The organism is Stutzerimonas balearica DSM 6083, assembly GCF_000818015.1.
In the GTDB taxonomy this organism is placed as follows: Bacteria; Pseudomonadota; Gammaproteobacteria; order Pseudomonadales; family Pseudomonadaceae; genus Stutzerimonas; species Stutzerimonas balearica.
In genome coordinates, this window is sequence record NZ_CP007511.1 from 1,689,262 (window position 1) to 1,712,611 (window position 23,350).

The window sequence follows — 23,350 nt, forward strand, 5'->3', positions numbered from 1 at the left end:
ATGAGCGAAAGCTTCGCAGAACTATTTGAAGAAAGCCTGAAATCCCTCGACATGCAGCCGGGTGCCATCATCACCGGCATCGTGGTCGACATCGACGGTGACTGGGTCACCGTGCATGCCGGCCTGAAGTCCGAGGGCGTCATCCCGGTCGAGCAGTTCTACAACGAGCAGGGCGAGCTGACCATCAAGGTGGGTGACGAGGTCCACGTTGCTCTGGACGCGGTCGAAGATGGCTTTGGCGAAACCAAGCTGTCCCGTGAAAAGGCCAAGCGCGCGGAATCCTGGATTGTTCTGGAAGCGGCTTTCGCTGCTGAAGAAGTGGTCAAGGGCGTCATCAACGGCAAGGTCAAGGGCGGTTTCACCGTCGACATCAACGGCATCCGTGCATTCCTGCCGGGTTCGCTGGTCGATGTCCGTCCGGTTCGAGACACCACGCACCTGGAAGGCAAAGAGCTCGAGTTCAAGGTCATCAAGCTCGACCAGAAGCGCAACAACGTTGTCGTTTCCCGCCGCAGCGTGCTGGAAGCCGAGAACAGCGCCGAGCGTGAGGCTCTGCTGGAGTCCCTGCAGGAAGGCCAGGTCGTCAAGGGTATCGTCAAGAACCTCACCGACTACGGTGCGTTCGTCGACCTGGGCGGCGTGGATGGTCTGCTGCACATCACCGATATGGCCTGGAAGCGTATCAAGCATCCGTCCGAGATCGTCAACGTCGGCGACGAGATCGATGTCAAGGTGCTGAAGTTCGACCGCGAGCGCAACCGCGTATCGCTGGGTCTGAAGCAGCTGGGCGAAGACCCATGGGTCGCCATCAAGGCTCGTTATCCGGAAGGCACCCGCGTCATGGCTCGCGTCACCAACCTCACCGACTACGGCTGCTTCGCCGAGCTGGAAGAGGGTGTCGAGGGTCTGGTGCACGTGTCCGAAATGGACTGGACCAACAAGAACATCCACCCGTCGAAGGTCGTACAGGTCGGCGACGAAGTGGAAGTCATGGTCCTGGATATCGACGAAGAGCGTCGTCGTATCTCCCTGGGCATCAAGCAGTGCAAGTCCAACCCGTGGGAAGACTTCTCTGCCCAGTTCAACAAGGGCGACCGCATCTCCGGCACCATCAAGTCGATCACCGATTTCGGTATCTTCATCGGCCTGGAAGGCGGTATCGACGGTCTGGTTCACCTGTCGGACATCTCCTGGAACGAAGCGGGCGAAGAAGCTGTGCGTCGCTTCAAGAAGGGCGACGAGCTGGAAACCGTCATCCTTTCCGTTGACCCGGAGCGCGAGCGCATCTCCCTGGGTATCAAGCAACTGGAAGATGATCCGTTCTCCAACTATGTCAGCCTGAACGACAAGGGCAGCATCGTTCGCGGCACCGTGAAGGAAGTTGATGCCAAGGGTGCGGTGATCGACCTGGGCAACGATATCGAAGCCACCCTCAAGGCTTCCGAAATCAGCCGTGATCGCGTTGAAGACGCGCGCAACGTGCTGAAGGAAGGTGATGAGGTCGAGGCCAAGATCATCAACATCGATCGCAAGTCCCGCGTCATCAACCTGTCCATCAAGTCCAAGGATGTCGAGGACGAGAAGGACGCGATGAACCAGCTGCGCAGCAAGCAGGAAGTCGAAAGCACTGGTCCGACCACCATTGGTGATCTGATCCGCGCTCAGATGGAAAACCAGAACTAAGTTTCTGTTTTTCTCCTGAATGAAAAAGGGCGAACTTCGGTTCGCCCTTTTTTGTGCCTGAGTTTCAGCGGCGTCCAGGTCAGCGATGCTTGTGTCCGCGCACCGAGAGCGAATGGTTCACCGCCAGCCAGCTTTCCACCGCTTGCTCGCCGATTTCGGCAAAGACTTTCTCCAATAGCCTGACCTGCTCGCGGCGCAGTTGCTGTTCTAGCTTCGCGCCTTCGGCGGTGAAGCGCAGGATGCGCTTACGCTTGTCTTCCTCGGCAGGCAGGCTTTCGACCAGATGCATCTCGACCAATTGGCGCAGCGGGATATTCAGCGCCTGTTTGCTCACCCCCAGATAGCCGAGCAGTTCCTTGACGTTCAGGTTGGGGTAGCTACCGATGAAGAACAGAATCCGGTGATGGACACGCGACAGGCCCCGGCGCGCGAGAATCTCGTCTGGCTTGGCGGTGAACGCCTGGTAGCCGAGAAAGAAGGTCTCCATGATCTGTCGTTGCGTAGTGCTTTTTTTTAGGTCAGGCATATTGACGTATTTATTCGGCGAGGCGTAATTTCGGTCAAGAAGTTTGACGTATTTTTCCTGCCCCTGCATCCCGGTACCGAAATGCCTTTCTCCGAACGTATCGATCGCCTGAAAAGCTCGCTTATCCGCGAGATCCTCGCTGCAGCGCAGCGCCCGGAAGTCATGTCGTTTGCCGGTGGGTTGCCGGCAGAGCCGATGCTGCCTGCGGTCGATTGGTCGCAAATGCCGGCGAGCCTCGGGCAGTACGGCATGAGCGAAGGGGAGCCCGAGCTTCGTGAAGTCATCGCCGCCCAGGCGCGGCTGCTCGGCGTGCCCTGCGATGCCAGCCAGGTACTCATTCTCAGTGGCTCGCAGCAGGCGCTGGACCTCGCTTCGAAGCTGTTTATCGACCCCGGTACCGAGGTCCTCGTCGAGGCGCCCACCTATCTGGCTGCGCTGCAATCGTTCCAGCTGTTCGGAGCCGACTGTCTGGCCGTTGCGCAGGAGGCGGACGGCCCGTGCCTGAGCGACCTCCGTGCACGCCTGGCGCGTCACAAGCCGGCATTCGCTTATCTGATCCCGACCTTCCAGAATCCATCCGGCGTGCGTTATAGCGAAGCGAAGCGCGACGCGGTGGCTGCGTTGCTCGATGAGTTCGAAGTCACTCTGCTCGAGGATGAGCCCTACCGCGAACTGGTATTCGATGAAGGCATGGCCAGCCCAATCGTCGGCCGGCTGCGCAAGGCCAGCTGGATCTACACCGGCACGGTGTCCAAGACGCTCCTGCCTGGCCTGCGAGTGGGCTACCTGATTGCGTCGCCCGACCTGTATCCCTATTTGCTGCGACTCAAGCAGTCGGCTGATCTACACACCAATCGCATCGGCCAGTGGCAAGCCCTGCAGTGGTTGGGCAGCGCCGCCTATGCGGACCATCTGGCTGCGCTCAGGTCGTTTTACCGAGAACGCCGCGATGCCATGCAGGCCGCGCTGCAGGAGCATTTCTCCGAACTGGCGAACTGGGAGGTCCCTCAGGGCGGCTTGTTCTTCTGGCTCGCGCTGAAGCAACCGCTAGACACACGCACCTTGCTTCGGCCTGCCTTGGCCGAAGACGTCGCGTTCATGCCGGGCGAGCCTTTCTTCGTCGATCCGGAACGCAACCCGGGCTACCTGCGGCTCAATTTCAGCCACGTTGCGCCAGAGCGTCTTAGCGAAGGCGTGCGGCGACTGGCAGCGGTGATTCGCGACGCGCAAGCGGCGCGGGCGGCTTAGAAGGCGGTTGGTTCAAGGCACTGGAGGGTGTCATGTACAAGGTTTACGGCGATTACCGGTCGGGCAACTGCTACAAGGTCAAGCTGATGCTGCATCTGCTGCAGCAGCCTTATGAGTGGGTGCCGGTGAATATCCTGCGCGGCGAGACTCGTTCGGAGGATTTCCTGAAGAAGAATCCCAACGGCAAGATTCCGGTGCTCGAGCTCGACGATGGTTCGTGCCTATGGGAGTCCAACGCGATTCTCAATTTTCTGGCCGAGGGAAGCGAGTTCCTTCCGCGTGAGCCGCGTTTGCGCACTCAGGTGCTGCAGTGGCAGTTCTTCGAGCAGTACAGCCACGAGCCCTATATTGCGGTGGCGCGCTACATCAAGGTCTACCTTGGGCTGCCGGAGGAGCGTAAGGCTGAATACGAGGCCCGCTTGTTCGACGGCTACCATGCACTGAATGTGATGGAGCAGCAGCTGTTGCGCACACCGTTCCTGGTTGGCGATCGTTATTCGATTGCGGATGTGGCGCTGTATGCGTACACGCATGTAGCGCCCGAGGGCGGCTTCGACCTGACCGATTATCCGGCCATCCGTGAATGGCTGGCACGGGTCGCCAGCCATCCACGTCACGTGGGTATGTTCGACTGAAAAAACGGCTCCGGTAGCCGCTCGGACGATCAGGCACCGAGCGGGTGCCGGCTCGGTTTACTTGACCAGGCCGAGGAACTCGCTGCGAGTCGCCGCGTTGTCACGGAACTGGCCGAGCATGACCGAGGTAACCATCGAGGAGTTCTGTTTCTCCACGCCGCGCATCATCATGCACATGTGCTGGGCCTCGATGACCACTGCAACGCCCGCGGCACCGGTGACCTGCTGAACCGCCTCGGCGATCTCGCGGGTAAGGTTTTCCTGGATCTGCAGGCGGCGCGCGTACATGTCGACGATCCGCGCAACTTTCGACAGCCCCAGCACCTTGCCGGCAGGCAGGTAGGCGACATGCGCCTTGCCGATGAACGGCAGCATGTGATGCTCGCAGAGCGAATAAAGCTCGATGTTCTTGACCAGCACCATTTCGCTGTTGTCGGAGCTGAACAGCGCGCCGTTGGTAACTTCTTCCAGCGTCTGCTGATAGCCCTTGCACAGGTACTGCATGGCTTTGGCGGCGCGTTTGGGCGTGTCGAGCAGGCCCTCGCGAGAGACGTCCTCACCGAGCTGAGTGAGGATCTGGGTGTAATTGTGTTCCAGTGACATCGAACGACCTGTGGGTGTCTTGGCAGAGCGAACGCGAAGGGTAGGCGGCAGCCGGTTCGCTGGCAAGCGTCATGACGGCAATGGCGCGACGAGTTGCCGCGCCAGCTTCATTCGTCGCGGCCTTCGAGCATCGTCCGCTTGAGCATGACGTAGAGGGCGCCTGTCCCACCATGGCGTGGCAGGCAGGACGCGAACCCCAGTACCTGCGGATGCTGACGCAGCCAGGTGTTGACGTGGCTTTTGATCAGAGGTCGCTTGCCATCCAGCCGGGCAGCCTTGCCGTGCGTGACCCGCACACAGCGAATTTCATAGCGAGTTGCTTCAGCGATGAAATCCCAAAGCTGCTGGCGCGCCTTTTCCACCGTCAGGCCATGAAGATCCAGGCTGCCTTCAAAAGCTATCTGGCCCGCCTTGAGCTTGCGCATCTGGCCGTCCTGGACACCGTCTCGGGCCCAGTACAGCTCGTCTTCCGCGCCCACATCAATGACGAACTGGTCCGAAAGGCCGTCGACGCGGATCGCCTCGGTACTCATACTCGCGTTGGCGCGACGCTCGGCGATCTGCTGCCTGTTATTACGCGGTTTGCCTGTTTCGGCCCGGTCGTGCGTGATCGGCTTCACGCCGCGTACTGCAGCCTGGAATAGGGAAAAGTCGTCATCTTGATCGTTCTGCATGGGCCTCTCCGCATCGGCGTGCCAGTTTAACGCAAGTGCTGGGCAGCATGCCCCGGCGGCTATGGTCGCTTCTTCAGCAGCCCTGGCGAGAGACAGAGCTCCCCGGAACGCTTCCCGCTTCGGCGAATGCGACGCCAGAGCAGCAGGCCGACCAAGAGCAGGGCAAGGCCGATAGCCGTCAGCGGCCCACCTGCATCGGCAGCGAGTTCGGCCGATGCCTGCCCTGCGAGGGCGGCAAGTCCCGTTGCGGTCAACAGTAGGCCGGCACAGCACAGCGTCAATGCCAGCAGGCCGGCCAGACGCACCCAGGCGCTGCAGCGGCGGCGTGGTCGAAGGCGGCGCGCATCGAAGCTGTCAGGCACTCTCATCGAATCTACCTCTCCGGGTCGGCGGCCGGCCTCAACCGCGGTTGCGCCCGGGTGGTAACGAAAGGGGCTGGCCGTGTCAGCGGGTCAGCGCCTCGGTGTTGGGTACGCAGACGGCGAAGTTGTCCGCCAGAATGGTCATTTCCATCCGATGGACCTGATCGGCATCGACAGTGCCTTCACCCATGGGCAGGTCTCGGGTTGCACAAGCGCTGTCGACCAGCGTGCAACGGTAGCCATAGTCCTTTGCCGCACGCACGGTGGTGCTGATGCTCGAATGGGTCATGAAACCGCAGACGATCAGGTCCAGACGACCGTGTTGCTGCAGCAGTTCATGCAGGTCGGTGCCGGCGAAGGCGTTGGGCAGCCGCTTGGCGACTATGGTCTCGCCGGCTAGCGGGGCTGCCTCGGGCATGATCTGGCCGCGAAAACCCTGCGGATCGAACAGGCCGCCGGAAATGCCGAGATGATGGACGTGCACCACGGGCGCGCCGGCTTCCCGGGCCGCGGCGAGCAGGCGGGTGATCTCGGGCAGCGCCGTGCCCAGCGCGGGCAACGCCAGCACGCCGCTGCGGTATTCCTCTTGTACGTCGATGACCAGCAAGGTGGCGTTGGCCAGCGTCGCAGGTGCATAGCTGCGGCCACTCAGTTGAAGCATGGTCTGTGGCTTGGTCATTCTCGACTCCTTGTTCCATGAGGGGGCTGATTGTGGCGTGCCGGGACGAGGTTGTGAACCGCCGGTACGCCAAAGTCCGCCGCGCGCAGCGTACAGCCCGGCGACCCCGGGCGCTCCCGCCGATCGGTGCATTTACAGACCCGCTATCTGTCGTTCTAGCAGGCTTGCCCGGCGCTCGCTGGCCTTCGCCACCGCTGCTAAACTGCCCGGCTTTTTCCAGGAGGCGCCGTCATGATCGTTTCGCCCTCGCGTCTGCAAACGCTGCGTGACTACATCCGTTGGGCGGTCAGCCGCTTTCACGAGCATGAGGTCTATTTTGGGCATGGCACGGACAACGCCTGGGATGAGGCGCGCCTGCTGGTCCTCGGTGGGTTGCACCTGCCATGGGCGATGGCCGATGCGTACCTCGACTGCCGGCTCGAAGAAGCCGAGTGTCTTCACCTGAACGAGCTGTTGCGCCGACGTATCGAAGAACGTGTGCCGGCGGCCTATCTGCTGGGGGAGGCCTGGTTCTGTGGCTTGCCGTTTATCGTCGATGAGCGCGTGCTGGTGCCGCGCTCACCGATCGCCGAATACATCGAGCGCCAGTTCGCCCCATGGTTGCCCAAGACGCCGGCGCGCATCCTCGATCTGTGCACCGGCTCGGGCTGCATTGGTATCGCCTGTGCCTATGAGTTTCCAGACGCCGAGGTGGTGCTCGCCGATCTGTCGTACGACGCACTCGAAGTGGCCAACCTGAACATCGAGCAGCACGAGCTGGAAGGGCGGGTGTACACGGTACAGAGCGATGGCTTCGATGGGCTGCCGGGCCAGCGTTTCGATCTGATCGTGTCCAACCCGCCGTATGTCGACCTCGAGGATTTCGCCTCCATGCCTGACGAGTACCAGCACGAGCCCGAGCTTGGCCTGGCCTGCGGTGACGATGGCCTCGACCTGGTCCGGCGTATGCTCGCCGAGGCCGCCGACCATCTCACCGATGATGGCCTGCTGGTGGTCGAGGTCGGCAATAGCCAGGTCCACGTCGAGGCGCTGTACCCGGAGGTCGATTTCACCTGGCTGGAATTCCAGCGCGGCGGTCATGGCGTGTTCCTGCTGGCGGCGCAGCAGTGCCGTGAACACCAGGCGCTGTTTCGCCAGCGGCTCGTTCCGACCGGGCGTTAACGCGTCGCCATCCAGATCAGCAGGCCGGCCTGGAACAGCGCAAAGGCAATCAGGCAGACGATGGTGAAGCGCAGCGTGCCGTCCTCACGGCGGAGCCGGCTGATGCGTTCCTGCAGCTGGCCGAGCTGGTTCTGCTGGTCCAGCAGGTTGCGGTCGGCCTGCTCCAGCATCGCGGCGGCATCGCTGAGTCCGATGACCTGCACCTTGTCTTCGTTCCAGTCTGGCCGCAGCGCGCTGACGCGTGGCGCGCTGTAGCTCGGCCGTGCGCCGCCGGCGGTCGGGTAGTCGACGTCGAAGCCCTGGGTTCGCAGGCAATGGTCGCGGCGCATGCGCTGTTCGTCGCTAAGCGCCTCCGCCGGCAGTGTGCCGCCCTCGACCAGGTAGTGTCCCCAGCGCTTCTGCGCCCAGCGGATCGCGCGAGCCAGCAGGAAGCGCCCCAGCCCGCGGTTCGCCGGCTCGATTTGCAGGCCGCTGTCGGGGCCGAAGCGGATCTCCTTGCTGCGATGATCGGCCCAGACTTCGAGCATGTTCAGCTTGCGAGCACGCAACTGTCCCGGCACCTGAATGAACAGGCGTAGCAGGCTCTGTTGCTGGCTGTGGCGTTCGACCTGGCCGAGCTCGACGAAGCGCAATGGACGCGGCCCCAGATCACGCTCGGTCGGCAGCGGAGCCAGGCGCAGCAACTCGAAGCGCTCGGCGGGCAGCTCGCTCCACGGGTGCTTGGGCGGATTGGCGTTTTCGGCGTCGGTGGTCGGTGATGGCTCGGTCATGCTGGCTCGGTCCGCAAGGCTGCTGCGCCGTCTTATCGGCAGCAGGGCCGCTATCTGGAGGATGGCAGCAGGCCAGTATCGAGCAGAAAGGTCTCGATGCGAACGAGCAGTTCATGGGCCAGCGGTAGTTGTGGCTCGTTGTACGACGCCAGCGGGGCAGGACTGTCTGGCGCGACGATCCGCAGTACATGGTTCATGCCGGCAATCACGGCGAGCTCTGCCTCGGGCCTGGCGGCGTGCAAGGCGCTGGCGTCGGCCAGGCTGACCTGGGCATCGCGGCTGCCCTGGATGATCAGTGTCGGGCAGCGGGTTGCAGCCATAGCCGTGGCGGGATCATGGCGAAAAAGCGATATCAGGTACGGCTGGACGCTCGGACGAAACAGCACCTTTAGTGGCTCGGGAACCTGCTCGTTGGTTCGCCCGGCCTTGAGTTCGTCGATCAGGTAGCTGCTGTTGGCGAGCAGGTCCGGGCCCAGCTTGCCTTGCAGCTGCTGCCGCAGCAATTCGTCGATCGGTCGGCCGCTGCCGGCAATGCTGATCAGCGCTGCCGGGTCGACCTGTGCGGCTGCCAGGCTGGCCACCAGTGCCCCTTCGCTGTGGCCGATGAAAATCTGCGGACCGAGGCGTTGGTCGGCTTGTAGCCGGTGGCTCCAGGCAATGAGGTCATCAACGTAGCCCTCGACGCTCAGCGTTCGCTCGTCGCGCCCTGCATCGAGGCTGGCGGCGACGCCGCGCTTGTCATAGCGCAGGCTGGCGACACCCATCTTCGCCAGCGCGGCGGCCAGCTTGCGCAGACTGTCATTGCGCCCAAAAGGACTGTTGCCGTTGCGGTCGGTAGGCCCCGAACCGGCGACCAGCAGGGCGACCGGCATGGGCGAACGGCCGTCGCCGGGTAGCACGAGCGTGCCGAACAGCCGGCCGCTCGGTGTGTCGAGCGTGACGGGCTCGGTCAGGACGCTGCGCGCCTGGCTGGCAAGCGGCAGGACCAACATACAGATCAGTACCAGTAGGCGCATGGCGGCTTTCGGGAAATGGGGCTAGTCGGACGCCGATTGAGGGTTTTCGTTCCGCCATGGTGCGGTTGCCGGGCGATTAAAGACAGCCGTGCTCAGGTATACTTCCGGCCCTTTGTCTTGGTCGATCGCGGAGCCCCTGCATGTCCGGCAACACATACGGCAAGCTGTTCACCGTCACCACTGCTGGTGAAAGTCACGGCCCGGCGCTGGTCGCCATCGTCGACGGCTGCCCGCCGGGTTTGGAGCTGTCCCTGCAGGACCTGCAGCGAGACCTGGACCGGCGCAAGCCCGGCACCAGCCGCCACACCACCCAGCGCCAGGAAGCCGACGAGGTCGAGATCCTCTCTGGCGTTTTCGAAGGCAGGACGACTGGCTGCCCGATCGGCCTGTTGATCCGCAACACCGACCAGAAGTCCAAGGACTACTCGGCGATCAAGGACCTGTTCCGCCCGGCGCATGCCGACTACACCTACCATCACAAATATGGTGTCCGCGATTACCGTGGTGGTGGCCGCAGCTCGGCGCGTGAAACCGCCATGCGCGTGGCGGCTGGAGCGATTGCCAAGAAGTACCTGGCAAGCCTCGGCATTCAGGTGCGTGGCTACATGAGCCAGCTCGGCCCGATCGAGATCCCCTTCAAGACCTGGGACAGCGTCGAGCAAAACGCCTTTTTCTGCCCCGATCCGGACAAGGTGCCGGAGCTTGAGGCTTACATGGACCAGCTGCGCCGTGACCAGGATTCGGTGGGCGCGAAGATCACCGTGGTCGCCGACGGCGTGATGCCGGGCCTCGGCGAGCCCATCTTCGATCGGCTGGATGCCGAGCTGGCCCATGCGCTGATGAGCATCAACGCAGTCAAGGGCGTCGAGATCGGTGCCGGCTTCGCGTGCGTAGCCCAGCGCGGCACTGAGCACCGCGATGAGCTGACTCCGGAGGGATTCCTGTCCAACCATGCGGGCGGCATTCTCGGCGGTATCTCCAGTGGCCAGCCGATCATTGCCCATCTGGCGCTCAAGCCGACCTCCAGCATCACCACGCCCGGCCGCTCGATCGATGTGCACGGCAACCCTGTCGAAGTCATCACCAAGGGGCGGCATGACCCCTGTGTCGGTATTCGTGCGACGCCGATCGCCGAAGCGATGATGGCCATCGTGCTGATGGACCACCTGCTGCGCCAGCGCGCGCAGAATGCCGAAGTGGCGGTGTCCACGCCGGTGCTCGGGCAGCGATGAGGCGAGCGGCGTGGCGAGGGGGTGCATGCGCCACCTCGGCCGGCGCCGGCCACGCGCGCTCCGGTGCCGCTCGGCCATGACGGTTCCGCTCCCATACTGGCGTTTGTCGGGCTTCTATTTCTTCTACTTCGCACTGCTCGGAGCGACGGCGCCGTTTCTCGCGCTCTATTTCGATCACCTGGGCTTCGACGCCGAACGTATCGGCGAGCTGATCGCGATACCGATGCTGATGCGCTGCGTGGCGCCCAACCTCTGGGGTTGGCTCGGCGACCGAAGCGGGCGCCGACTGGAGATCGTCCGCCTCGGGGCGCTCTGTACGCTGGCGTCCTTCGGCCTGATCTTTCTCGACAAGAGTTTTGCCTGGCTGGCACTGGTCATGGCCCTGCATGCCTTCTTCTGGCATGCCGTGCTGCCGCAGTTCGAGGTGATCACCCTGGCCCACCTGCACGGCCAGACAGCGCGCTACAGCCAGGTGCGCCTGTGGGGCAGCATCGGCTTCATCGTCGCCGTGGTTGGGCTGGGCCAGGCCTTCGAGCGCTTCAGCCTGGACTACTACCCGCACCTGGTCATGCTGGTGATGATCGGCATCGTCGCCGGCAGCGCCTGGGTGCCTAACGCCCGCCCGCATGGGCAGGACGCCAGAACCGACACGGGTGGCTTCCTGCGCCAGCTGCTACGGCCGCAGGTGCTGGCGTTCTACCTCGCGGTAGGGCTGATGCAGTTGTCGCACGGCCCGTATTACACCTTCCTCAGCATCCATCTGGAAACCCTGGGCTACGCGCGTGGCACCATCGGCCTGCTCTGGGCGCTTGGCGTGGTAGCGGAAATCCTGCTGTTCCTGGCAATGGCGCGTCTGCTCGAACGCTTCAGCCTGCGCCGGATTCTGCTCGCCAGCTTCCTGCTCGCGGCGTTGCGCTGGCTGCTGCTGGGGACCCTGGCCGAGCATATCGGCGTGCTGCTCATCGCCCAGCTGATGCACGCGGCGACTTTCGGCAGCTTCCATGCGGCCGCGATCCACTTCGTCCAGCGCAGCTTTGGCCAGAACCAGCAGGGCCAGGGACAGGCGCTGTACGCTTCGCTGGCCGGTGTCGGCGGTGCGCTGGGTGCGCTATACGCCGGCTATAGCTGGAACAGCCTGGGGGCGACCTGGACATTTCTGCTGGCCAGCCTGGCTGCACTGGTAGCGGCCGCTACCATTGCCTTTCGTTTGCAGGAGGAGCAGGCATGACCGCGACACGCGACCAGCTGACCCGGGCAATCATCGAGGCCGGCCGCTCTATTCATGCGCGCGGCTGGTCGCCGGCCGCCAGCGGCAACTACTCGGCGCGCCTGACCAGCGCCGAGGTATTGCTGACCGTTTCGGGCTCGCACAAGGGCCGGCTCGGCGCGGATGACCTGGTGGCTGTGGACATGCAGGGTGCCAGCCTGGAACCGGGCAAGCAGCCATCGACCGACACCTCGCTACACACCCAGCTATACCGCTGGAAACCCGAGATTGGCGCGGTGCTGCACACCCACTCGGTCAGCGCCACCGTACTGTCGCGGATCGCCACTGGCGACTCGCTGCTCTTCGCCGACGACGAACTGCTGAAGGTCTTCGCCGGGGTGACCACGCACGCATGCCAAGTACGGGTGCCGATCCTTGAAAATGACCCGTCGATCACCGGTCTGGCCGCAGCCGTACAGCCATGGCTGCAGGCGCATCCCGACTGCGCCGGCTACCTCGTTCGCGGCCACGGCCTGTACACCTGGGGCGCCACGCTGAGTGATGCCCTGCGGCAGGTTGAGGCCTTTGAATTCCTGTTCGAGTGCGAGCTGAGGATGCGCGCACTGCAGCAGCACTGATTCCTTCGCCAGGCGCAATCAATTCGGGAGAACAAACATGAGTGTGCTCAGCGTTTATCACCAGGACCGTCCGGAGCAGCCGCTGAAGGTTCTGACCTATCTCGAGGACATCGCCAGCACGCTGGCTGATGTCGGCGTGCAGTTGGAGCGCTGGGATGCCGGCGCTCCGATCGTCGCTGGCGCCAGTCAGGATGAGGTGCTCGCCGCCTATCGTCCGCAGATCGAAAAGCTGATGAGCGAGCGCGGCTATGTCACCGTCGACGTCATCAGCATGACCCGAGACCATCCGCAGAAGGCCGAGCTGCGCGCAAAGTTTCTCGAGGAGCATCGCCACGCCGAGGATGAGGTGCGCTTTTTCGTGGCCGGGCGCGGCTTGTTCACGCTGCACATCGAGGACATGGTCTATGCCGTGCTCTGCGAGAAGAACGATCTGATTTCCGTACCGGCCGGCACTCGCCACTGGTTCGACATGGGCGAGGAGCCGCATTTCGTTGCGATCCGCCTGTTCAATAATCCCGACGGTTGGGTCGCCGAGTTCACCGGCGATGACATCGCCAGCCGCTTCCCGCGTCTGGAGGACTGAGGTGGCTGCCCGTGCACGTCACGGTCCGCAGTTTCTCGATGATCGATCCCGGCGCCTTGGCTGGTAACTGAACCCTGCAGGTGCGCTGGCATCCTAATTACGAACCTTCTTGAAGGGGAGTAACCCTATGGATGCCTTTGGTGGAATTCTCGGTCTGATCATCCTGCTGCTGGATATCTGGGCCATCGTCAGTATCGTTCGCAGTGACGCCACGGGCGGCAAGAAAGTGCTCTGGGTGCTGCTGATTCTCATCCTGCCGGTGCTTGGCCTGATTCTCTGGGGCATCATGGGGCCGCGTGGCAATCGGCCCGACGCCCGCAGCGAAATTCGCCGTTGATGCTCGACTCGCTCAGTTTGCCGCTGGCGATTCTGGTCGCCGTGCTGGATCTGGTCGCTCTCGTCCAGATCTGGCGCAGCCGGATCGAGTTCGGCCGCAGGGTCATCTGGAGCCTGGTGGTACTTCTGCTCCCGGTCGTCGGGCTGGTCATGTGGGCCATCGCCGCCGGTCCCTGGGGCAAAGCGAGGCTCTAGCGCTTCGGCGCGAACGCCTGTGCCGCATAGGCCTGCCAGATATGTATGGCCGCGTAGGCGCGCCAGGGGCGCCAGGCTTCGGCGCGCGCCGCCAGTTCGCTTGCGGTGATAGGGCCGCCCCACAGTGGCGCTTTCAACAGGCCAAGGTCCGCGCTGGGAAAGGCATCCGGCGCGCCAAAGCCGCGTAGCGCAATGTATTCGGCGGTCCACGGGCCGATACCTGGCAGTTCGCAAAGTTGCCGCACCAATTCTTCGCTACCCGCTGCGATATCCAGTTGCAGCCGCCCGTCGGCGACCGCGCACGCCAGGTGCTGCAGCGCGGCCAGTCGTTTGGCCGGCATGCCGATGTTGTCCAGCGTCGCTTCGGCGATGGCCTGCGCACTGGGAAACAGACGCTCCACGCCGTGCGGGGCGTCGACCAGCGGCTCGCCCAGGCGGTCGACCAGACGCCGGGTGATGGTGACTGCCGCCTTGACCGAAACCTGTTGGCCGACGATCGCCCGCACGGCCTGTTCGAACGGATCGTAGGCCGCTGGAACGCGCAGGCCCGGGTTGGCCAGCACTCCGGGCGCCAGTTTCGCGTCCTGGCAGAGGTGCGCGGCGATCGCCACGGGGTCGGCATCGAGATCGAACATACGTCGGACGCGCGCCGCAATCGCGCTTTGCACCGGTTGCAGCGCGTCGCTGAGCGTTAGCGCCAGCGCCGGTCGATCGGCCAGCGGTGCCACGCTCAGCCAGCCGCGCAGCTGGCCAACGTGAACGCTTCGGCTGTAGCTGTTTGCACTCAGTGCTTCCACGCCCGGCAGCAGGCGCATGGCGAAGTGCTGATAAAACTGGGACCAGTTCCAGGGTTCCAGGTAGGGCAGGTACAGCGTTTGGCTCATGGTTAAGTTCCGCGTTCAGGGCCGTTGCCGGTTGTGCGTCGCAAGCCGGCTTTCTGGCATTCTGCGACCAAGGTATAACAACGGCCGTTCTGCCAGGTGGCACCAGCGAGGCGCCGCGGCCGGCCAGCCATAAGGGGACCACCCATGACCGATTTTCAGGAAACGCTATACGACGGCTACGGCCAGCGCTTTCGCATCGACCGGGTGCTCCACGAAGTACGCACCGAACATCAGCACCTGATCATCTTCGAGAATGCCCGCATGGGGCGGGTGATGGCCCTCGATGGGGTCGTCCAGACCGCCGAGGCCGACGAATTCATCTATCACGAGATGCTCACTCACGTGCCGATCCTCGCGCATGGCCTGGCCCGGCGCGTGTTGATCGTTGGCGGCGGCGATGGCGGCATCTTGCGCGAGGTCTGCAAGCATCGCAGCGTCGAGCAGATCACCATGGTCGAGATCGATGAAACCGTAGTGCAACTTTGCAAGGCTCTGCTGCCCAACCATTCCAGCGGTGCCTTCGAGGATCCGCGGCTGAGCCTGGTCATCGAAGACGGCATGCGCTTTGTCGCCGACTGCGAAGAAAAATTCGATGTGATCATTTCCGACTCCACTGATCCCGTGGGGCCAGGCGAAGTGCTGTTTTCCGAGAACTTCTATCAGGCGTGCCGCCGCTGTCTGAACGAAGGCGGCATTCTGGTGGCGCAGAACGGCACGCCGTTCCTGCAGCTTGGCGAGGTGCAGACTACCGCCAGGCGGATGCACGGTCTGTTTGCCGACTGGCATTTCTACCAGGCGGCCGTGCCGACCTATATCGGTGGCGCGATGACCTTTGCCTGGGGTGCATGCGATCCGGCCAGCCGCAAGGTGCCCCTCGACACCCTGACCCAGCGTCTGGCTGGCAGCGGAATCGTCACGCGCTATTACAACGCGCATGTCCATTGCGGTGCCTTTGGCCTGCCGCAATACGTGCTGCAGGCCATCGGCAAGCCGAGCAACGACTGACCTGCTTGCGCGCCCGTCGTACCCGGCGGGTCATTGCTTCGCTATTCTCTGGTTACCAGCCGGTAACCGCGCCGATGGCTCTGTTCATCGGGTCGGGGAAACCTCGCGCGCTGGCGTGGTCCGTTGTAGCAAGCGTCTCATCCATCGCTAGAGGAGGTAGAACCATGAGCGCCACCTTCCACGAGGATGTCAGCAGCGCCGTCCTGCGTCAGATGAAAGAGGGCGGTTTCGACTTTTCACGGGTCCATCCGATCGAGTTCTATGCGGTATTCGCCGACCGCGACAAGGCCAGCAAAGTGGCCGGCAAGTTCCGTGGCGAAAGTGTCAACGCGCAGGTACTGCCGCGGGACGACGGTGCCTGGAATCTGCAGGTCAGCAAGGTGATGTACGCCACGTTCGAAGGCATCGACGATTTCGAACAGAGCCTGGAGAGCCTCGTCGAACCTCTGGGGGGCGAGCTGGATGGCTGGGGCGTCACTCAGGAACTCAGCCGTCCGGGTTGTTGACCGTCATTGTCGTTGCAGCCCGTTGCGTAGCGCCATGTCCCAGGGGGGCTGTGGGCCGAAGCGGGCCTTGAGAAACTCCAGCAGCAATCGGCAGCGCGAGTCGGCCTCGCGCGTCAGGCGCAGCGCGTAGATGCCGCTGGGCTCTGGCGTGGGCAGGCCATCGTCGCAGAACAGCGGTGTCAGTTCGCCACGCAAGAGATGATCACTGATCAGCCAGGTGGGCAGGTGGGCAATGCCCAGCCCGGCGAGCACACCGCTGAGCAAGGCCTCGGCATTGTTGGCGCGCATGCGAAGGCGAGCGGGGCGGCAAAGCACTGGCTTGCCGCTTTCGCTGAAACGCCAGGCGTAGGGCGGCGCGAGCACATCCCAATCCAGACCGTCGTGCCCGGCCAGTTCGCTGGGGCGCAGGGGCGTGCCGTGGCGTTCCAGGTACGCCGGGCTGGCGCAGGCGATGCGAACCATCGGCGCCAGAGGGGTCGCCACCAGGCGCGTATCGGCGAGTGGGCCGATGCGTAGCACCAGGTCGACTTCTCCCAGATGCTCGCCATGCAGGTCGACGAAGCTGTCGATCAGGCGCAGCTGCACATCGACGTTCGGGTAGGCGGCGAGAAAGTCAGCGAGTACCGGCGCCAGGTGCCGACGTCCGAAAGGGGTGGGGGCATCGATGCGGATCAGCCCTTGAGGAGCGCCGTCACGCGCGGCGACTTCGGCTCGCGCCAGCTGCAGCTCCTGGACGATCCGCCGGGCGCGCTCGGCGAACGCCAGCGCCGCGGAGGTCGGTCGCACTGCATGCGTGCTGCGGTTGAACAGCTGGCAGCCGAGGCTGCGCTCCAAGGCATCGATGCGCCGGGCGATGGCGGACGGTGTCAGTGCTTGCTGGCGTGCAACGGTGGAAAAGGAGCCGCTCTCCAGTACATCGAGAAACAGGCGAAGCGGTGCGGAAAGATCATCGGCGGCCATGACGTGTCGCTTTTGCGGAATAGGCCAAGCCATTGTGCGTGGCTGTGCGTTTTCCCGCCAGCGCGTCGCTTCTACCATGGGCGCCTTTGCCGAGGGAGCGTCGCGGAAAATGCTAGACCTGTTGCTGAATCTCGCGCTGGGCCTTGCGCTGGGGACGCTGGGTGGCCTGTTTGGCATCGGCGGTGGGCTCATCGCCATTCCGGTGCTAGGTGTGTTGTTCGGGCTGGACCAGCAGCTTGCCCAAGGCACCGCGCTGGTAATGGTCGTGCCCAACGTACTCCTGGCTATCTGGCGCTATCACCAGCGCAACCGAATCGACTGGCGCCATGCCGTTGCCCTGGGCGTACCGAGTTTCTGTTTCGCGATTCTCGGTTCGGCGATTGCCGTTTCGCTCGATGCCCAGCGTATGCGTCTGGCGTTCGTCGGCTTTCTGCTGGCGTTGGCAGCACACACGCTGTGGCGTGCCTATAGCCAGCGTGCCCCAGGTGGCACGACGCTGCGTCATCCGTGGCCGTGGCTGGGTGTGCTCGGTGCGGGGGGCGGCGCGCTGGGTGGATTGTTCGGCGTGGGCGGCGCAGTGCTGGCCACGCCCGTGCTGACCGGCGTGTTCGGCACGACGCAGGTCATTGCCCAGGGGCTTTCGCTGTCGCTGGCAGCGCCCAGTACCGGCGTGACGCTGGCGACCTACGCACTGCACGGCCAGGTGGACTGGGCACTTGGCCTGCCGCTGGCCGCCGGCGGGCTGCTGAGCATCAGCCTCGGGGTTCGCCTGGCCCATGCACTGCCCGAGCGGCTGCTGCGCGTGGCCTTCAGCGCATTTCTGGTGCTCAGTGCGGTCATGCTGGCACTTGAGGTGTAGCGTTCCGTTCGCCAAGGCGCAGGCGGCGTATCTCGCGGCGTGCACTGCGCGCCAGGCGAATGCTGAGCAACATCGCCGCGCAGCTCAGCCCGGCGATCAGCCCCTGCCAGAGCCCGCTGGGGCCTGAGGCCGGGCCCAGGATATCGGTCAGGCCCAGCAGGTAGCCCAGCGGCAAGCCGATGCCCCAGTAGGCGAAAAGCGTGAACACCATCGTCATGCGCGTGTCCTGGTAGCCGCGCAGGGCGCCGGCGGCGGTGACCTGCACCACGTCGGAGAACTGGAACAGCGCGGCATAGAAGAACAGCCCCGCGGCGACTGCGATCACGGCGGGGTCAGCGGTATAGATGCGCGCGATGGGTTCGGCGAACAGCAACATGGAAGCCGCCGAGAAGCATGCATAGACCAGCGCCGAGGCGATGCCGGTGCCGGCGGCGAAGCGCGCTTCCCGCGGTTCCCTTCGGCCCAGTGCCTGACCGACGCGCACCGTCACAGCCATGCCCAGCGACAGTGGAATCATGAAGATCAGCGAGGTGAAATTCAGGGCGATCTGGTGCCCGGCGACTACGGTTGCGCCAAGCGCGCCGATCAGTAGCGCGATCACCGAGAAAATGCTGGCCTCGGCGAACACGGCGACGCCGATCGGAACGCCGACCGACAACAGCTGCCGGAGCTCCGGCCAGTGCGGGCGATCGAGACGGGCAAACAGCTGGCTGGGCCGGTAGCAGGCGGCACGACGTACCCAGAACAGCATCGCGGCGAACATGAACAGCATGACCAGCGCCGTGGCCACGCCGCAGCCGACGCCGCCCAGCGCGGGCACGCCGAACTTGCCATAGATGAAGATGTAGTTCAGCGGGATGTTCAGCAACAGCCCGAGAAGGCCGATCACCATGCTCGGTCGCGTGTGGCCGAGCCCGTCGCTGTAGCAGCGCAGCACCTGATACAGGCCGACGGCAGGAAAGCCGCAGGCGACCGCCTTCAGATACGTCATGCTGGGCGTGATAAGCGTGCTCTGGACATTCATCAGCCGCAGCACCGGTTCGGCATTCCACATCAGGACTGCGCACAGCGTGCCCAGCCCGGCGCCCATCCAGAGTGCCTGGCGCACCAGCGGGCCGATGTCCTGATGATTGCCGGCGCCGAAACGCTGCGCCACCTTCGGTGTGGTCGCCAGGACGATGCCGGTCAGTAGCAGATAGATCGGTACCCAGATGGAATTGCCCAGTGCGACGGCCGCCAGATCGGCGGGACCGACCCGGCCGGCCATCACCGTGTCGACGAAACCCATGGCAGTGTGCGCCAGTTGCGCGATCATCATCGGCAGCGCCAGGGCAAACAGGCTGCGCAACTCCTGGCGGATACGCCGGAGCTTTTGCTCGACAGGCATTTCTTGCGTTCCGGTTGTATACAAAGCGCAGTAGTCTATGCCGCCACGTGATTTGCCGAAAGGCACGCCTGCCGGCGATTCATAACGCGACGACAAAGGAGCAGCCCATGCGCATCCTCGCTGACGAAAACATTCCGCTGGTCGACGAGTTTTTTGCCGAGCATGGCGAGATCCGCCGCATGGCTGGTCGTTCGATCAATCGTGCAGCCCTCGAGGGCGTCGAGGTGTTGCTGGTGCGCTCGGTCACGCGCGTCGATCGCGGGCTGCTGGAGGGCAGTGCGGTGCGATTTGTCGGCACCTGTACCATCGGTACCGATCACTTGGATCTCGATTATCTGGACGCGGCCGGAATCGCCTGGGCCAGTGCGCCCGGTTGCAATGCGCGCGGGGTGGTCGATTACGTGCTCGGCAGTCTGCTGGCGCTGGCGGAAACGACCGGCGCAGAGCTGAACACGCGTCGCTATGGAGTCGTCGGGGCGGGCGAGGTCGGCGGCCGTCTGGTCGAAGTACTGCGCGCGCTGGGATGGGACGTGCTGGTATGCGACCCGCCGCGCCAGGTGCGTGAGGCGGGTGGCTTCGTCGACCTGGAGGACATCCTCGCCAACTGCGACGTGATCAGTGTGCATACCCCGCTCACCCAACAGGGCGAGCACGCGACCTTCCATCTGCTGGACCAGGCGCGTCTGGCCCGGCTGCGGCCTGGTACCTGGCTGATCAATGCCAGCCGCGGGGCGGTGGTGGACAATCGCGCCTTGTACCAGACCTTGCAGCGTCGAGGCGACCTGCAGGCCGTACTTGATGTCTGGGAGCACGAACCCCAGGTGGACGTGGCGCTGGCGCAGCTCTGCCGCATTGCCACCCCGCACATCGCCGGTTACAGCCTCGATGGCAAACTGCGGGGCACGGCGCAGGTTTATCAGGCGTTCTGCCAGGCGCGCGGCCTGGCGCCGGTTCGTCGATTGCAGTCGCTCATGCCCGAGATGCCGTTGCGCGAAATCGTCTATGACGCTTCGGCCGATCCGCAGGAGGCGCTGGCCGGCCTTTGTCGGCTGGTCTACGACCCGCGGCGCGATGACGCCGACTTCCGCCGCAGCCTTTGCGGCGACGAGGCCGCTCGAAGCGCGGCCTTTGACCGGTTGCGCAAGGGCTACCCGGTGCGGCGCGAGATCGATGGCCTGCGAGTTCGTATTCGCGGGCACAATGCTCGGCTCGAGCAGATCGTGACAGCGCTTGGCGCGCAACTGCTCGACGGCGATGCGGCGTGCGACGACGTCAGGGCCTAGCGTCGCTGCGCATGGTTGATGGGACCCGGCTGGATGCAATTTGCGGCCTGCTCCGCTAGCATTACCCGTCCTGTGCGACACGTGTGTACGTGTCGTGCTTGGTTTGGTTTACTGCACCATGGCTCCAAACCCTTTGCTATCAGGGGGTTAATGCTTAAAACAGCAGTCAATGTACCGGCTCTGCCTGGTAAACCTATGCTTCGGACGCTCTGCGTTTTAGCGAAGCTAGGCAATAAATCTGCATCAGTTCGCGCCCAAAATGGGTTCAGAGTGAGGTGCAGACACAGGAAAGTAGCTTTCCGGCCCGTCTGGATTGTTACAAATAATGTCTAAGCCTGAGGGTGAATTCCGCCCTCAGGGCAGAACTTCGTCCTCTTGTTTGGCATAGAGCCTTATCACCGTCGTGAGACGTTGGGGACGTTGAACCAAGCACGGAGCGTCAAGCTCCGAAACGCATTGCTCAGCTCCGCTTGCACAGGGAGTACCGAGCCGGGCATGTACCTGCCCGTTCATTAGATCGGCATGCGTCAGGGGCCAACCCTGGGGTGTGAAGCCCGATTAACAATGTCTCGCTCGCAAGAGGGTGTTATCCGGTGACGGAGAACGCTTCGCGTCCGAATTGCACGGACGTGTCGAGGCTAATGACCCAACCCGCATGGCTAGCACATGTGAATCGTCGCCAGAACCCTCGTCATAATGGACGGGCCTACGGCAATTATTGGCCTCAGCCAAAAACGGCAATGCAGTCGGTCATCACTGTGGGATGAGGTGATGCGGTACCGCAGACTGCCGGGGGAGAGACGAAGCCTAAACGGGGAATTGATGCGTCTCGGGGAACGTGGCAATCCCGACCACCCGCCTGGGCAGCAACATCGGTCAGGCAGGCAAACTGCAAGGGGCGCTGATGGGTGTGGGGAATGGGAGGATGCAAAAAGCGAAGGGCTACCTGTAATGGGTGGCATACCGGTTGAGACATTACCGGCAGGGGCAACCCTGGCTGACGTGCATCTGGTTTACGAGCGCAAGAAGAGCCGCTGATTCCAGCGATAACCCAACGACCCTATGGGCGACTACTGCCCATAGGGGAGTAGTCCGTCCTGAATGTCGTGCATATCAGGAGGACAGTATGAAAACGCAACCAGCAACATCGGTCGCGTCTGCGTCCTTCGACGGGGTGAAGAACTGGCACGATCTCGATTGGGCCAGGATTCAACAATCCGTTCGGAAAACGCAGCTAAAGATTGCGCAGGCAACTCGGGAAGGCGACTGGCGCAGGGTTAAACGCCTGCAACGCCTGCTGACCCACTCGTTTTATGGCCGCTGTCTGGCCGTAAGACGAGTCACGGAGAACCGGGGTCGCAAGACGCCGGGTGTCGATGGAGAAACCTGGGGAACGCCTCAGGCCAAGCTCCATGCCGTGGGACGTCTGTCGAAAAAGCGAGGCTATCGGCCCAGGCCGCTGCGGCGGGTATGGATACCGAAGCCTGGAAAGCATGAGAAACGCCCGCTGGGTATCCCGACCATGTTGGATCGGGCCATGCAGGCGCTGTATCTGCAAGTGTTGGAACCTGTCGTGGAAAGCACCAGCGATCCGAAGTCCTATGGGTTTCGCCCGGATCGTTCGACTACTGACGCAATGGTTGAGCTTTTCCACCTGCTGTCGCCGCAAACGGCGCCGGTCTGGATTCTGGAAGGCGACATCAAGGGTTTCTTCGACAACATTAACCATGAGTGGCTGTGCTGGAATGTCCCGATGGACAGGACGGTACTGCGCAAATGGTTGAAGGCCGGGGTTATCGACCGGCGACAACTCATGGCTACGGAGGCCGGGACGCCGCAGGGTGGGATCATCTCGCCCTGTCTGGCAAACGCCACCCTGAATGGTCTGGAGACTCAGCTAAAGCGCCATCTGGTGAACAAGTTGGGGACCCGGAACGCTAAGAAGAGCAAGGTACAGTGTGTTCGCTATGCGGATGACTTCGTCGTAACTGCAGCCTCGAAAGAGCTGTTGGAGGAAGAGGTCAAGCCCTGGGTAGAGCAATTTCTGTCGGTACGAGGAGTTGCGCTGTCACGGGAGAAAACGCAGATCACGCACATCCACCAAGGCTTCGATTTTCTGGGGTGGAATTTCAGGAAGTACGTGCCGAAATCGCCGTATAGGAATGCCAAGCTGCTGATCAAGCCCTCGAAGAAGAACGTCTCGGCGTTCTATCGGAAAGTGCGTGAGATCATCAAAGGCAGCGGAGCACTGACGCAGGACGCGTTGATCGGCCAGCTGAACCCGGTACTGAAGGGGTGGGCGCAATACCACTCCACGGTCGTGGCAAAACAAACCTTCAGCAAGCTGGATAGCCTTATCTTCTGGCGACTCTGGAGGTGGGCGAAGCGGAGGCATCCGCGGAAGTCGGCTGACTGGATCAGGAAAAAATACTTCCGATCCATAGGTGGGCAGAACTGGGTGTTTGCGTATCCCTACAAAAATGGCAAGGGAGAAAGGCAGTTCCGGCGGCTGTACGAGCTGGCGGAGACCGCAATCGTGCGTCACAAGCGTTTATCGGGAGAGTATCAGCCCTACGACGCGACGCAGGAGCTGAAGTGGGAGGCGTTGAGGGTTCAACGGATGCAGCACACGCTGCGTTATCGAGGACAGATCCTCAGCATCTTCCGTAGGCAGAAGGGGCTATGTGCCCTGTGCGGGCATGCGATCAGCAAGGAAACCGGTTGGCACGACCATCACGTCATCAGGCGTGTGGACGGCGGGACGGATACCTTGAGGAACCGTGTGCTGCTTCATCCCAACTGTCATGCGCTGGTGCACAGCCGGCGTGAAAAGGTAACTCTGCGATACGGTGGCCAGAGATGCTAATATCTCGCACCATTAATGTCGGTTAGCCTCTTGGCTGGCTTTTCGTAAACTT

The 23,350-nt window shown here is 63.1% G+C and carries 25 protein-coding genes; 15 read left to right on the top strand and 10 right to left on the bottom strand.

Annotated features, from left to right (window positions below; all coding sequences use genetic code 11):
- Complete coding sequence (rpsA, locus tag CL52_RS07780) at positions 1-1,683, top strand: 30S ribosomal protein S1 (protein WP_041105204.1); 1,683 nt, start codon at positions 1-3, stop codon at positions 1,681-1,683.
- 79 nt (positions 1,684-1,762) lie between these two features.
- Here the strand turns inward: rpsA and CL52_RS07785 are convergent, their stop codons facing one another.
- Complete coding sequence (locus CL52_RS07785; RefSeq protein WP_043219617.1) at positions 1,763-2,209, bottom strand: MarR family winged helix-turn-helix transcriptional regulator; 447 nt, start codon at positions 2,207-2,209, stop codon at positions 1,763-1,765.
- Between the two features lie 81 nt (positions 2,210-2,290).
- Here CL52_RS07785 and CL52_RS07790 point away from each other — a divergent pair, with 81 nt between their 5' ends.
- Entirely contained in the window at positions 2,291-3,457 is a 1,167-nt protein-coding gene (locus CL52_RS07790; RefSeq protein WP_043219619.1) for an aminotransferase-like domain-containing protein, read from the top strand.
- 32 nt (positions 3,458-3,489) lie between these two features.
- Positions 3,490-4,092 (top strand): glutathione S-transferase family protein, encoded by a 603-nt coding sequence (locus tag CL52_RS07795; protein WP_041105208.1) that lies wholly within the window; start codon positions 3,490-3,492, stop codon positions 4,090-4,092.
- Between the two features lie 57 nt (positions 4,093-4,149).
- Here CL52_RS07795 and folE read toward each other — a convergent pair whose 3' ends face one another.
- The 4 genes from folE to CL52_RS07815 form a co-directional block, all read right to left on the bottom strand.
- Positions 4,150-4,695: a GTP cyclohydrolase I FolE gene (folE, locus tag CL52_RS07800; protein WP_041105210.1), complete on the bottom strand. Its 546-nt coding sequence runs from the start codon at positions 4,693-4,695 to the stop codon at positions 4,150-4,152.
- 107 nt (positions 4,696-4,802) lie between these two features.
- Positions 4,803-5,369 carry a Smr/MutS family protein gene (locus CL52_RS07805; protein ID WP_041105212.1) on the bottom strand — a complete coding sequence of 189 codons (567 nt, stop codon included), beginning with the start codon at positions 5,367-5,369 and terminating at the stop codon, positions 4,803-4,805.
- A 59-nt stretch (positions 5,370-5,428) separates the two neighbouring features.
- The gene (locus CL52_RS07810; RefSeq protein ID WP_043219623.1) at positions 5,429-5,737 is read right to left on the bottom strand and encodes a hypothetical protein; all 309 of its coding nucleotides are present in this window, start codon (positions 5,735-5,737) and stop codon (positions 5,429-5,431) included.
- Between the two features lie 76 nt (positions 5,738-5,813).
- Positions 5,814-6,410 (bottom strand): cysteine hydrolase family protein, encoded by a 597-nt coding sequence (locus tag CL52_RS07815; RefSeq protein ID WP_043219625.1) that lies wholly within the window; start codon positions 6,408-6,410, stop codon positions 5,814-5,816.
- A 231-nt stretch (positions 6,411-6,641) separates the two neighbouring features.
- Between CL52_RS07815 and prmB the strand changes: the two genes are divergently transcribed.
- Positions 6,642-7,571, top strand: coding sequence for a 50S ribosomal protein L3 N(5)-glutamine methyltransferase (gene prmB / locus CL52_RS07820; protein ID WP_041105218.1), 930 nt, complete (start codon positions 6,642-6,644; stop codon positions 7,569-7,571).
- On the opposite strand, the gene CL52_RS07825 is transcribed toward prmB, so the two are convergent.
- Positions 7,568-8,341 carry a hypothetical protein gene (locus CL52_RS07825; RefSeq protein ID WP_043219628.1) on the bottom strand — a complete coding sequence of 258 codons (774 nt, stop codon included), beginning with the start codon at positions 8,339-8,341 and terminating at the stop codon, positions 7,568-7,570. The two genes, prmB and CL52_RS07825, sit on opposite strands and share 4 nt — an antisense overlap.
- A gap of 50 nt (positions 8,342-8,391) precedes the next feature.
- Positions 8,392-9,357, bottom strand: coding sequence for an alpha/beta hydrolase (locus CL52_RS07830; protein ID WP_043219631.1), 966 nt, complete (start codon positions 9,355-9,357; stop codon positions 8,392-8,394).
- A 140-nt stretch (positions 9,358-9,497) separates the two neighbouring features.
- Here CL52_RS07830 and aroC point away from each other — a divergent pair, with 140 nt between their 5' ends.
- The 6 genes from aroC to CL52_RS07860 all read left to right on the top strand — a co-directional run bounded on the left by aroC (position 9,498) and on the right by CL52_RS07860 (position 13,548).
- Entirely contained in the window at positions 9,498-10,589 is a 1,092-nt protein-coding gene (aroC, locus tag CL52_RS07835) for a chorismate synthase (protein ID WP_041105224.1), read from the top strand.
- 76 nt (positions 10,590-10,665) lie between these two features.
- Positions 10,666-11,817: an MFS transporter gene (locus tag CL52_RS07840; protein ID WP_043219633.1), complete on the top strand. Its 1,152-nt coding sequence runs from the start codon at positions 10,666-10,668 to the stop codon at positions 11,815-11,817.
- Positions 11,814-12,434 (top strand): methylthioribulose 1-phosphate dehydratase, encoded by a 621-nt coding sequence (locus CL52_RS07845; RefSeq protein WP_043219636.1) that lies wholly within the window; start codon positions 11,814-11,816, stop codon positions 12,432-12,434. The genes CL52_RS07840 and CL52_RS07845 overlap by 4 nt, the downstream gene beginning before the upstream one ends.
- 37 nt (positions 12,435-12,471) lie before the next feature.
- Complete coding sequence (locus CL52_RS07850) at positions 12,472-13,017, top strand: 1,2-dihydroxy-3-keto-5-methylthiopentene dioxygenase (RefSeq protein WP_043219638.1); 546 nt, start codon at positions 12,472-12,474, stop codon at positions 13,015-13,017.
- A 127-nt stretch (positions 13,018-13,144) separates the two neighbouring features.
- The gene (locus CL52_RS07855; protein WP_043219642.1) at positions 13,145-13,354 is read left to right on the top strand and encodes a PLDc N-terminal domain-containing protein; all 210 of its coding nucleotides are present in this window, start codon (positions 13,145-13,147) and stop codon (positions 13,352-13,354) included.
- Positions 13,354-13,548 carry a PLDc N-terminal domain-containing protein gene (locus CL52_RS07860; RefSeq protein ID WP_043219645.1) on the top strand — a complete coding sequence of 65 codons (195 nt, stop codon included), beginning with the start codon at positions 13,354-13,356 and terminating at the stop codon, positions 13,546-13,548. The genes CL52_RS07855 and CL52_RS07860 overlap by 1 nt, the downstream gene beginning before the upstream one ends.
- On the opposite strand, the gene CL52_RS07865 is transcribed toward CL52_RS07860, so the two are convergent.
- The gene (locus tag CL52_RS07865; RefSeq protein ID WP_041105238.1) at positions 13,545-14,432 is read right to left on the bottom strand and encodes a DNA-3-methyladenine glycosylase family protein; all 888 of its coding nucleotides are present in this window, start codon (positions 14,430-14,432) and stop codon (positions 13,545-13,547) included. The genes CL52_RS07860 and CL52_RS07865 overlap by 4 nt on opposite strands.
- A gap of 144 nt (positions 14,433-14,576) precedes the next feature.
- Between CL52_RS07865 and speE the strand changes: the two genes are divergently transcribed.
- Together speE and CL52_RS07875 are read left to right on the top strand one after the other, a co-directional pair.
- The gene (speE, locus tag CL52_RS07870) at positions 14,577-15,437 is read left to right on the top strand and encodes a polyamine aminopropyltransferase (protein WP_043219648.1); all 861 of its coding nucleotides are present in this window, start codon (positions 14,577-14,579) and stop codon (positions 15,435-15,437) included.
- A gap of 164 nt (positions 15,438-15,601) precedes the next feature.
- Entirely contained in the window at positions 15,602-15,943 is a 342-nt protein-coding gene (locus CL52_RS07875) for a ribonuclease E inhibitor RraB (protein WP_041105242.1), read from the top strand.
- A gap of 3 nt (positions 15,944-15,946) precedes the next feature.
- On the opposite strand, the gene CL52_RS07880 is transcribed toward CL52_RS07875, so the two are convergent.
- The gene (locus CL52_RS07880; protein WP_043219651.1) at positions 15,947-16,903 is read right to left on the bottom strand and encodes a LysR family transcriptional regulator; all 957 of its coding nucleotides are present in this window, start codon (positions 16,901-16,903) and stop codon (positions 15,947-15,949) included.
- A gap of 109 nt (positions 16,904-17,012) precedes the next feature.
- Here CL52_RS07880 and CL52_RS07885 point away from each other — a divergent pair, with 109 nt between their 5' ends.
- Entirely contained in the window at positions 17,013-17,762 is a 750-nt protein-coding gene (locus CL52_RS07885) for a sulfite exporter TauE/SafE family protein (protein WP_043219652.1), read from the top strand.
- Here the strand turns inward: CL52_RS07885 and CL52_RS07890 are convergent.
- On the bottom strand, positions 17,740-19,149 hold the full coding sequence (locus tag CL52_RS07890; protein ID WP_043219654.1) for an MATE family efflux transporter: 1,410 nt from the start codon (positions 19,147-19,149) through the stop codon (positions 17,740-17,742). The genes CL52_RS07885 and CL52_RS07890 overlap by 23 nt on opposite strands.
- Before the next feature lie 107 nt (positions 19,150-19,256).
- On the opposite strand from CL52_RS07890, the gene pdxB reads away from it, so the two are divergent.
- Positions 19,257-20,432 (top strand): 4-phosphoerythronate dehydrogenase PdxB, encoded by a 1,176-nt coding sequence (gene pdxB, locus CL52_RS07895; protein WP_043219655.1) that lies wholly within the window; start codon positions 19,257-19,259, stop codon positions 20,430-20,432.
- Between the two features lie 1,126 nt (positions 20,433-21,558).
- Positions 21,559-23,298 (top strand): group II intron reverse transcriptase/maturase, encoded by a 1,740-nt coding sequence (ltrA, locus tag CL52_RS07900; protein WP_043219657.1) that lies wholly within the window; start codon positions 21,559-21,561, stop codon positions 23,296-23,298.
- Positions 23,299-23,350: the final 52 nt, after the last annotated feature.

Coding starts and splice junctions, on each gene's coding strand:
- rpsA (WP_041105204.1), top strand. CDS start 1: ATGAGCGAAAGCTTCGCAGAACTATTTGAAGAAAGCCTGAAATCCCTC.
- CL52_RS07785 (WP_043219617.1), bottom strand. CDS start 2,209: ATGCCTGACCTAAAAAAAAGCACTACGCAACGACAGATCATGGAGACC.
- CL52_RS07790 (WP_043219619.1), top strand. CDS start 2,291: ATGCCTTTCTCCGAACGTATCGATCGCCTGAAAAGCTCGCTTATCCGC.
- CL52_RS07795 (WP_041105208.1), top strand. CDS start 3,490: ATGTACAAGGTTTACGGCGATTACCGGTCGGGCAACTGCTACAAGGTC.
- folE (WP_041105210.1), bottom strand. CDS start 4,695: ATGTCACTGGAACACAATTACACCCAGATCCTCACTCAGCTCGGTGAG.
- CL52_RS07805 (WP_041105212.1), bottom strand. CDS start 5,369: ATGCAGAACGATCAAGATGACGACTTTTCCCTATTCCAGGCTGCAGTA.
- CL52_RS07810 (WP_043219623.1), bottom strand. CDS start 5,737: ATGAGAGTGCCTGACAGCTTCGATGCGCGCCGCCTTCGACCACGCCGC.
- CL52_RS07815 (WP_043219625.1), bottom strand. CDS start 6,410: ATGACCAAGCCACAGACCATGCTTCAACTGAGTGGCCGCAGCTATGCA.
- prmB (WP_041105218.1), top strand. CDS start 6,642: ATGATCGTTTCGCCCTCGCGTCTGCAAACGCTGCGTGACTACATCCGT.
- CL52_RS07825 (WP_043219628.1), bottom strand. CDS start 8,341: ATGACCGAGCCATCACCGACCACCGACGCCGAAAACGCCAATCCGCCC.
- CL52_RS07830 (WP_043219631.1), bottom strand. CDS start 9,357: ATGCGCCTACTGGTACTGATCTGTATGTTGGTCCTGCCGCTTGCCAGC.
- aroC (WP_041105224.1), top strand. CDS start 9,498: ATGTCCGGCAACACATACGGCAAGCTGTTCACCGTCACCACTGCTGGT.
- CL52_RS07840 (WP_043219633.1), top strand. CDS start 10,666: ATGACGGTTCCGCTCCCATACTGGCGTTTGTCGGGCTTCTATTTCTTC.
- CL52_RS07845 (WP_043219636.1), top strand. CDS start 11,814: ATGACCGCGACACGCGACCAGCTGACCCGGGCAATCATCGAGGCCGGC.
- CL52_RS07850 (WP_043219638.1), top strand. CDS start 12,472: ATGAGTGTGCTCAGCGTTTATCACCAGGACCGTCCGGAGCAGCCGCTG.
- CL52_RS07855 (WP_043219642.1), top strand. CDS start 13,145: ATGGATGCCTTTGGTGGAATTCTCGGTCTGATCATCCTGCTGCTGGAT.
- CL52_RS07860 (WP_043219645.1), top strand. CDS start 13,354: ATGCTCGACTCGCTCAGTTTGCCGCTGGCGATTCTGGTCGCCGTGCTG.
- CL52_RS07865 (WP_041105238.1), bottom strand. CDS start 14,432: ATGAGCCAAACGCTGTACCTGCCCTACCTGGAACCCTGGAACTGGTCC.
- speE (WP_043219648.1), top strand. CDS start 14,577: ATGACCGATTTTCAGGAAACGCTATACGACGGCTACGGCCAGCGCTTT.
- CL52_RS07875 (WP_041105242.1), top strand. CDS start 15,602: ATGAGCGCCACCTTCCACGAGGATGTCAGCAGCGCCGTCCTGCGTCAG.
- CL52_RS07880 (WP_043219651.1), bottom strand. CDS start 16,903: ATGGCCGCCGATGATCTTTCCGCACCGCTTCGCCTGTTTCTCGATGTA.
- CL52_RS07885 (WP_043219652.1), top strand. CDS start 17,013: ATGCTAGACCTGTTGCTGAATCTCGCGCTGGGCCTTGCGCTGGGGACG.
- CL52_RS07890 (WP_043219654.1), bottom strand. CDS start 19,149: ATGCCTGTCGAGCAAAAGCTCCGGCGTATCCGCCAGGAGTTGCGCAGC.
- pdxB (WP_043219655.1), top strand. CDS start 19,257: ATGCGCATCCTCGCTGACGAAAACATTCCGCTGGTCGACGAGTTTTTT.
- ltrA (WP_043219657.1), top strand. CDS start 21,559: ATGAAAACGCAACCAGCAACATCGGTCGCGTCTGCGTCCTTCGACGGG.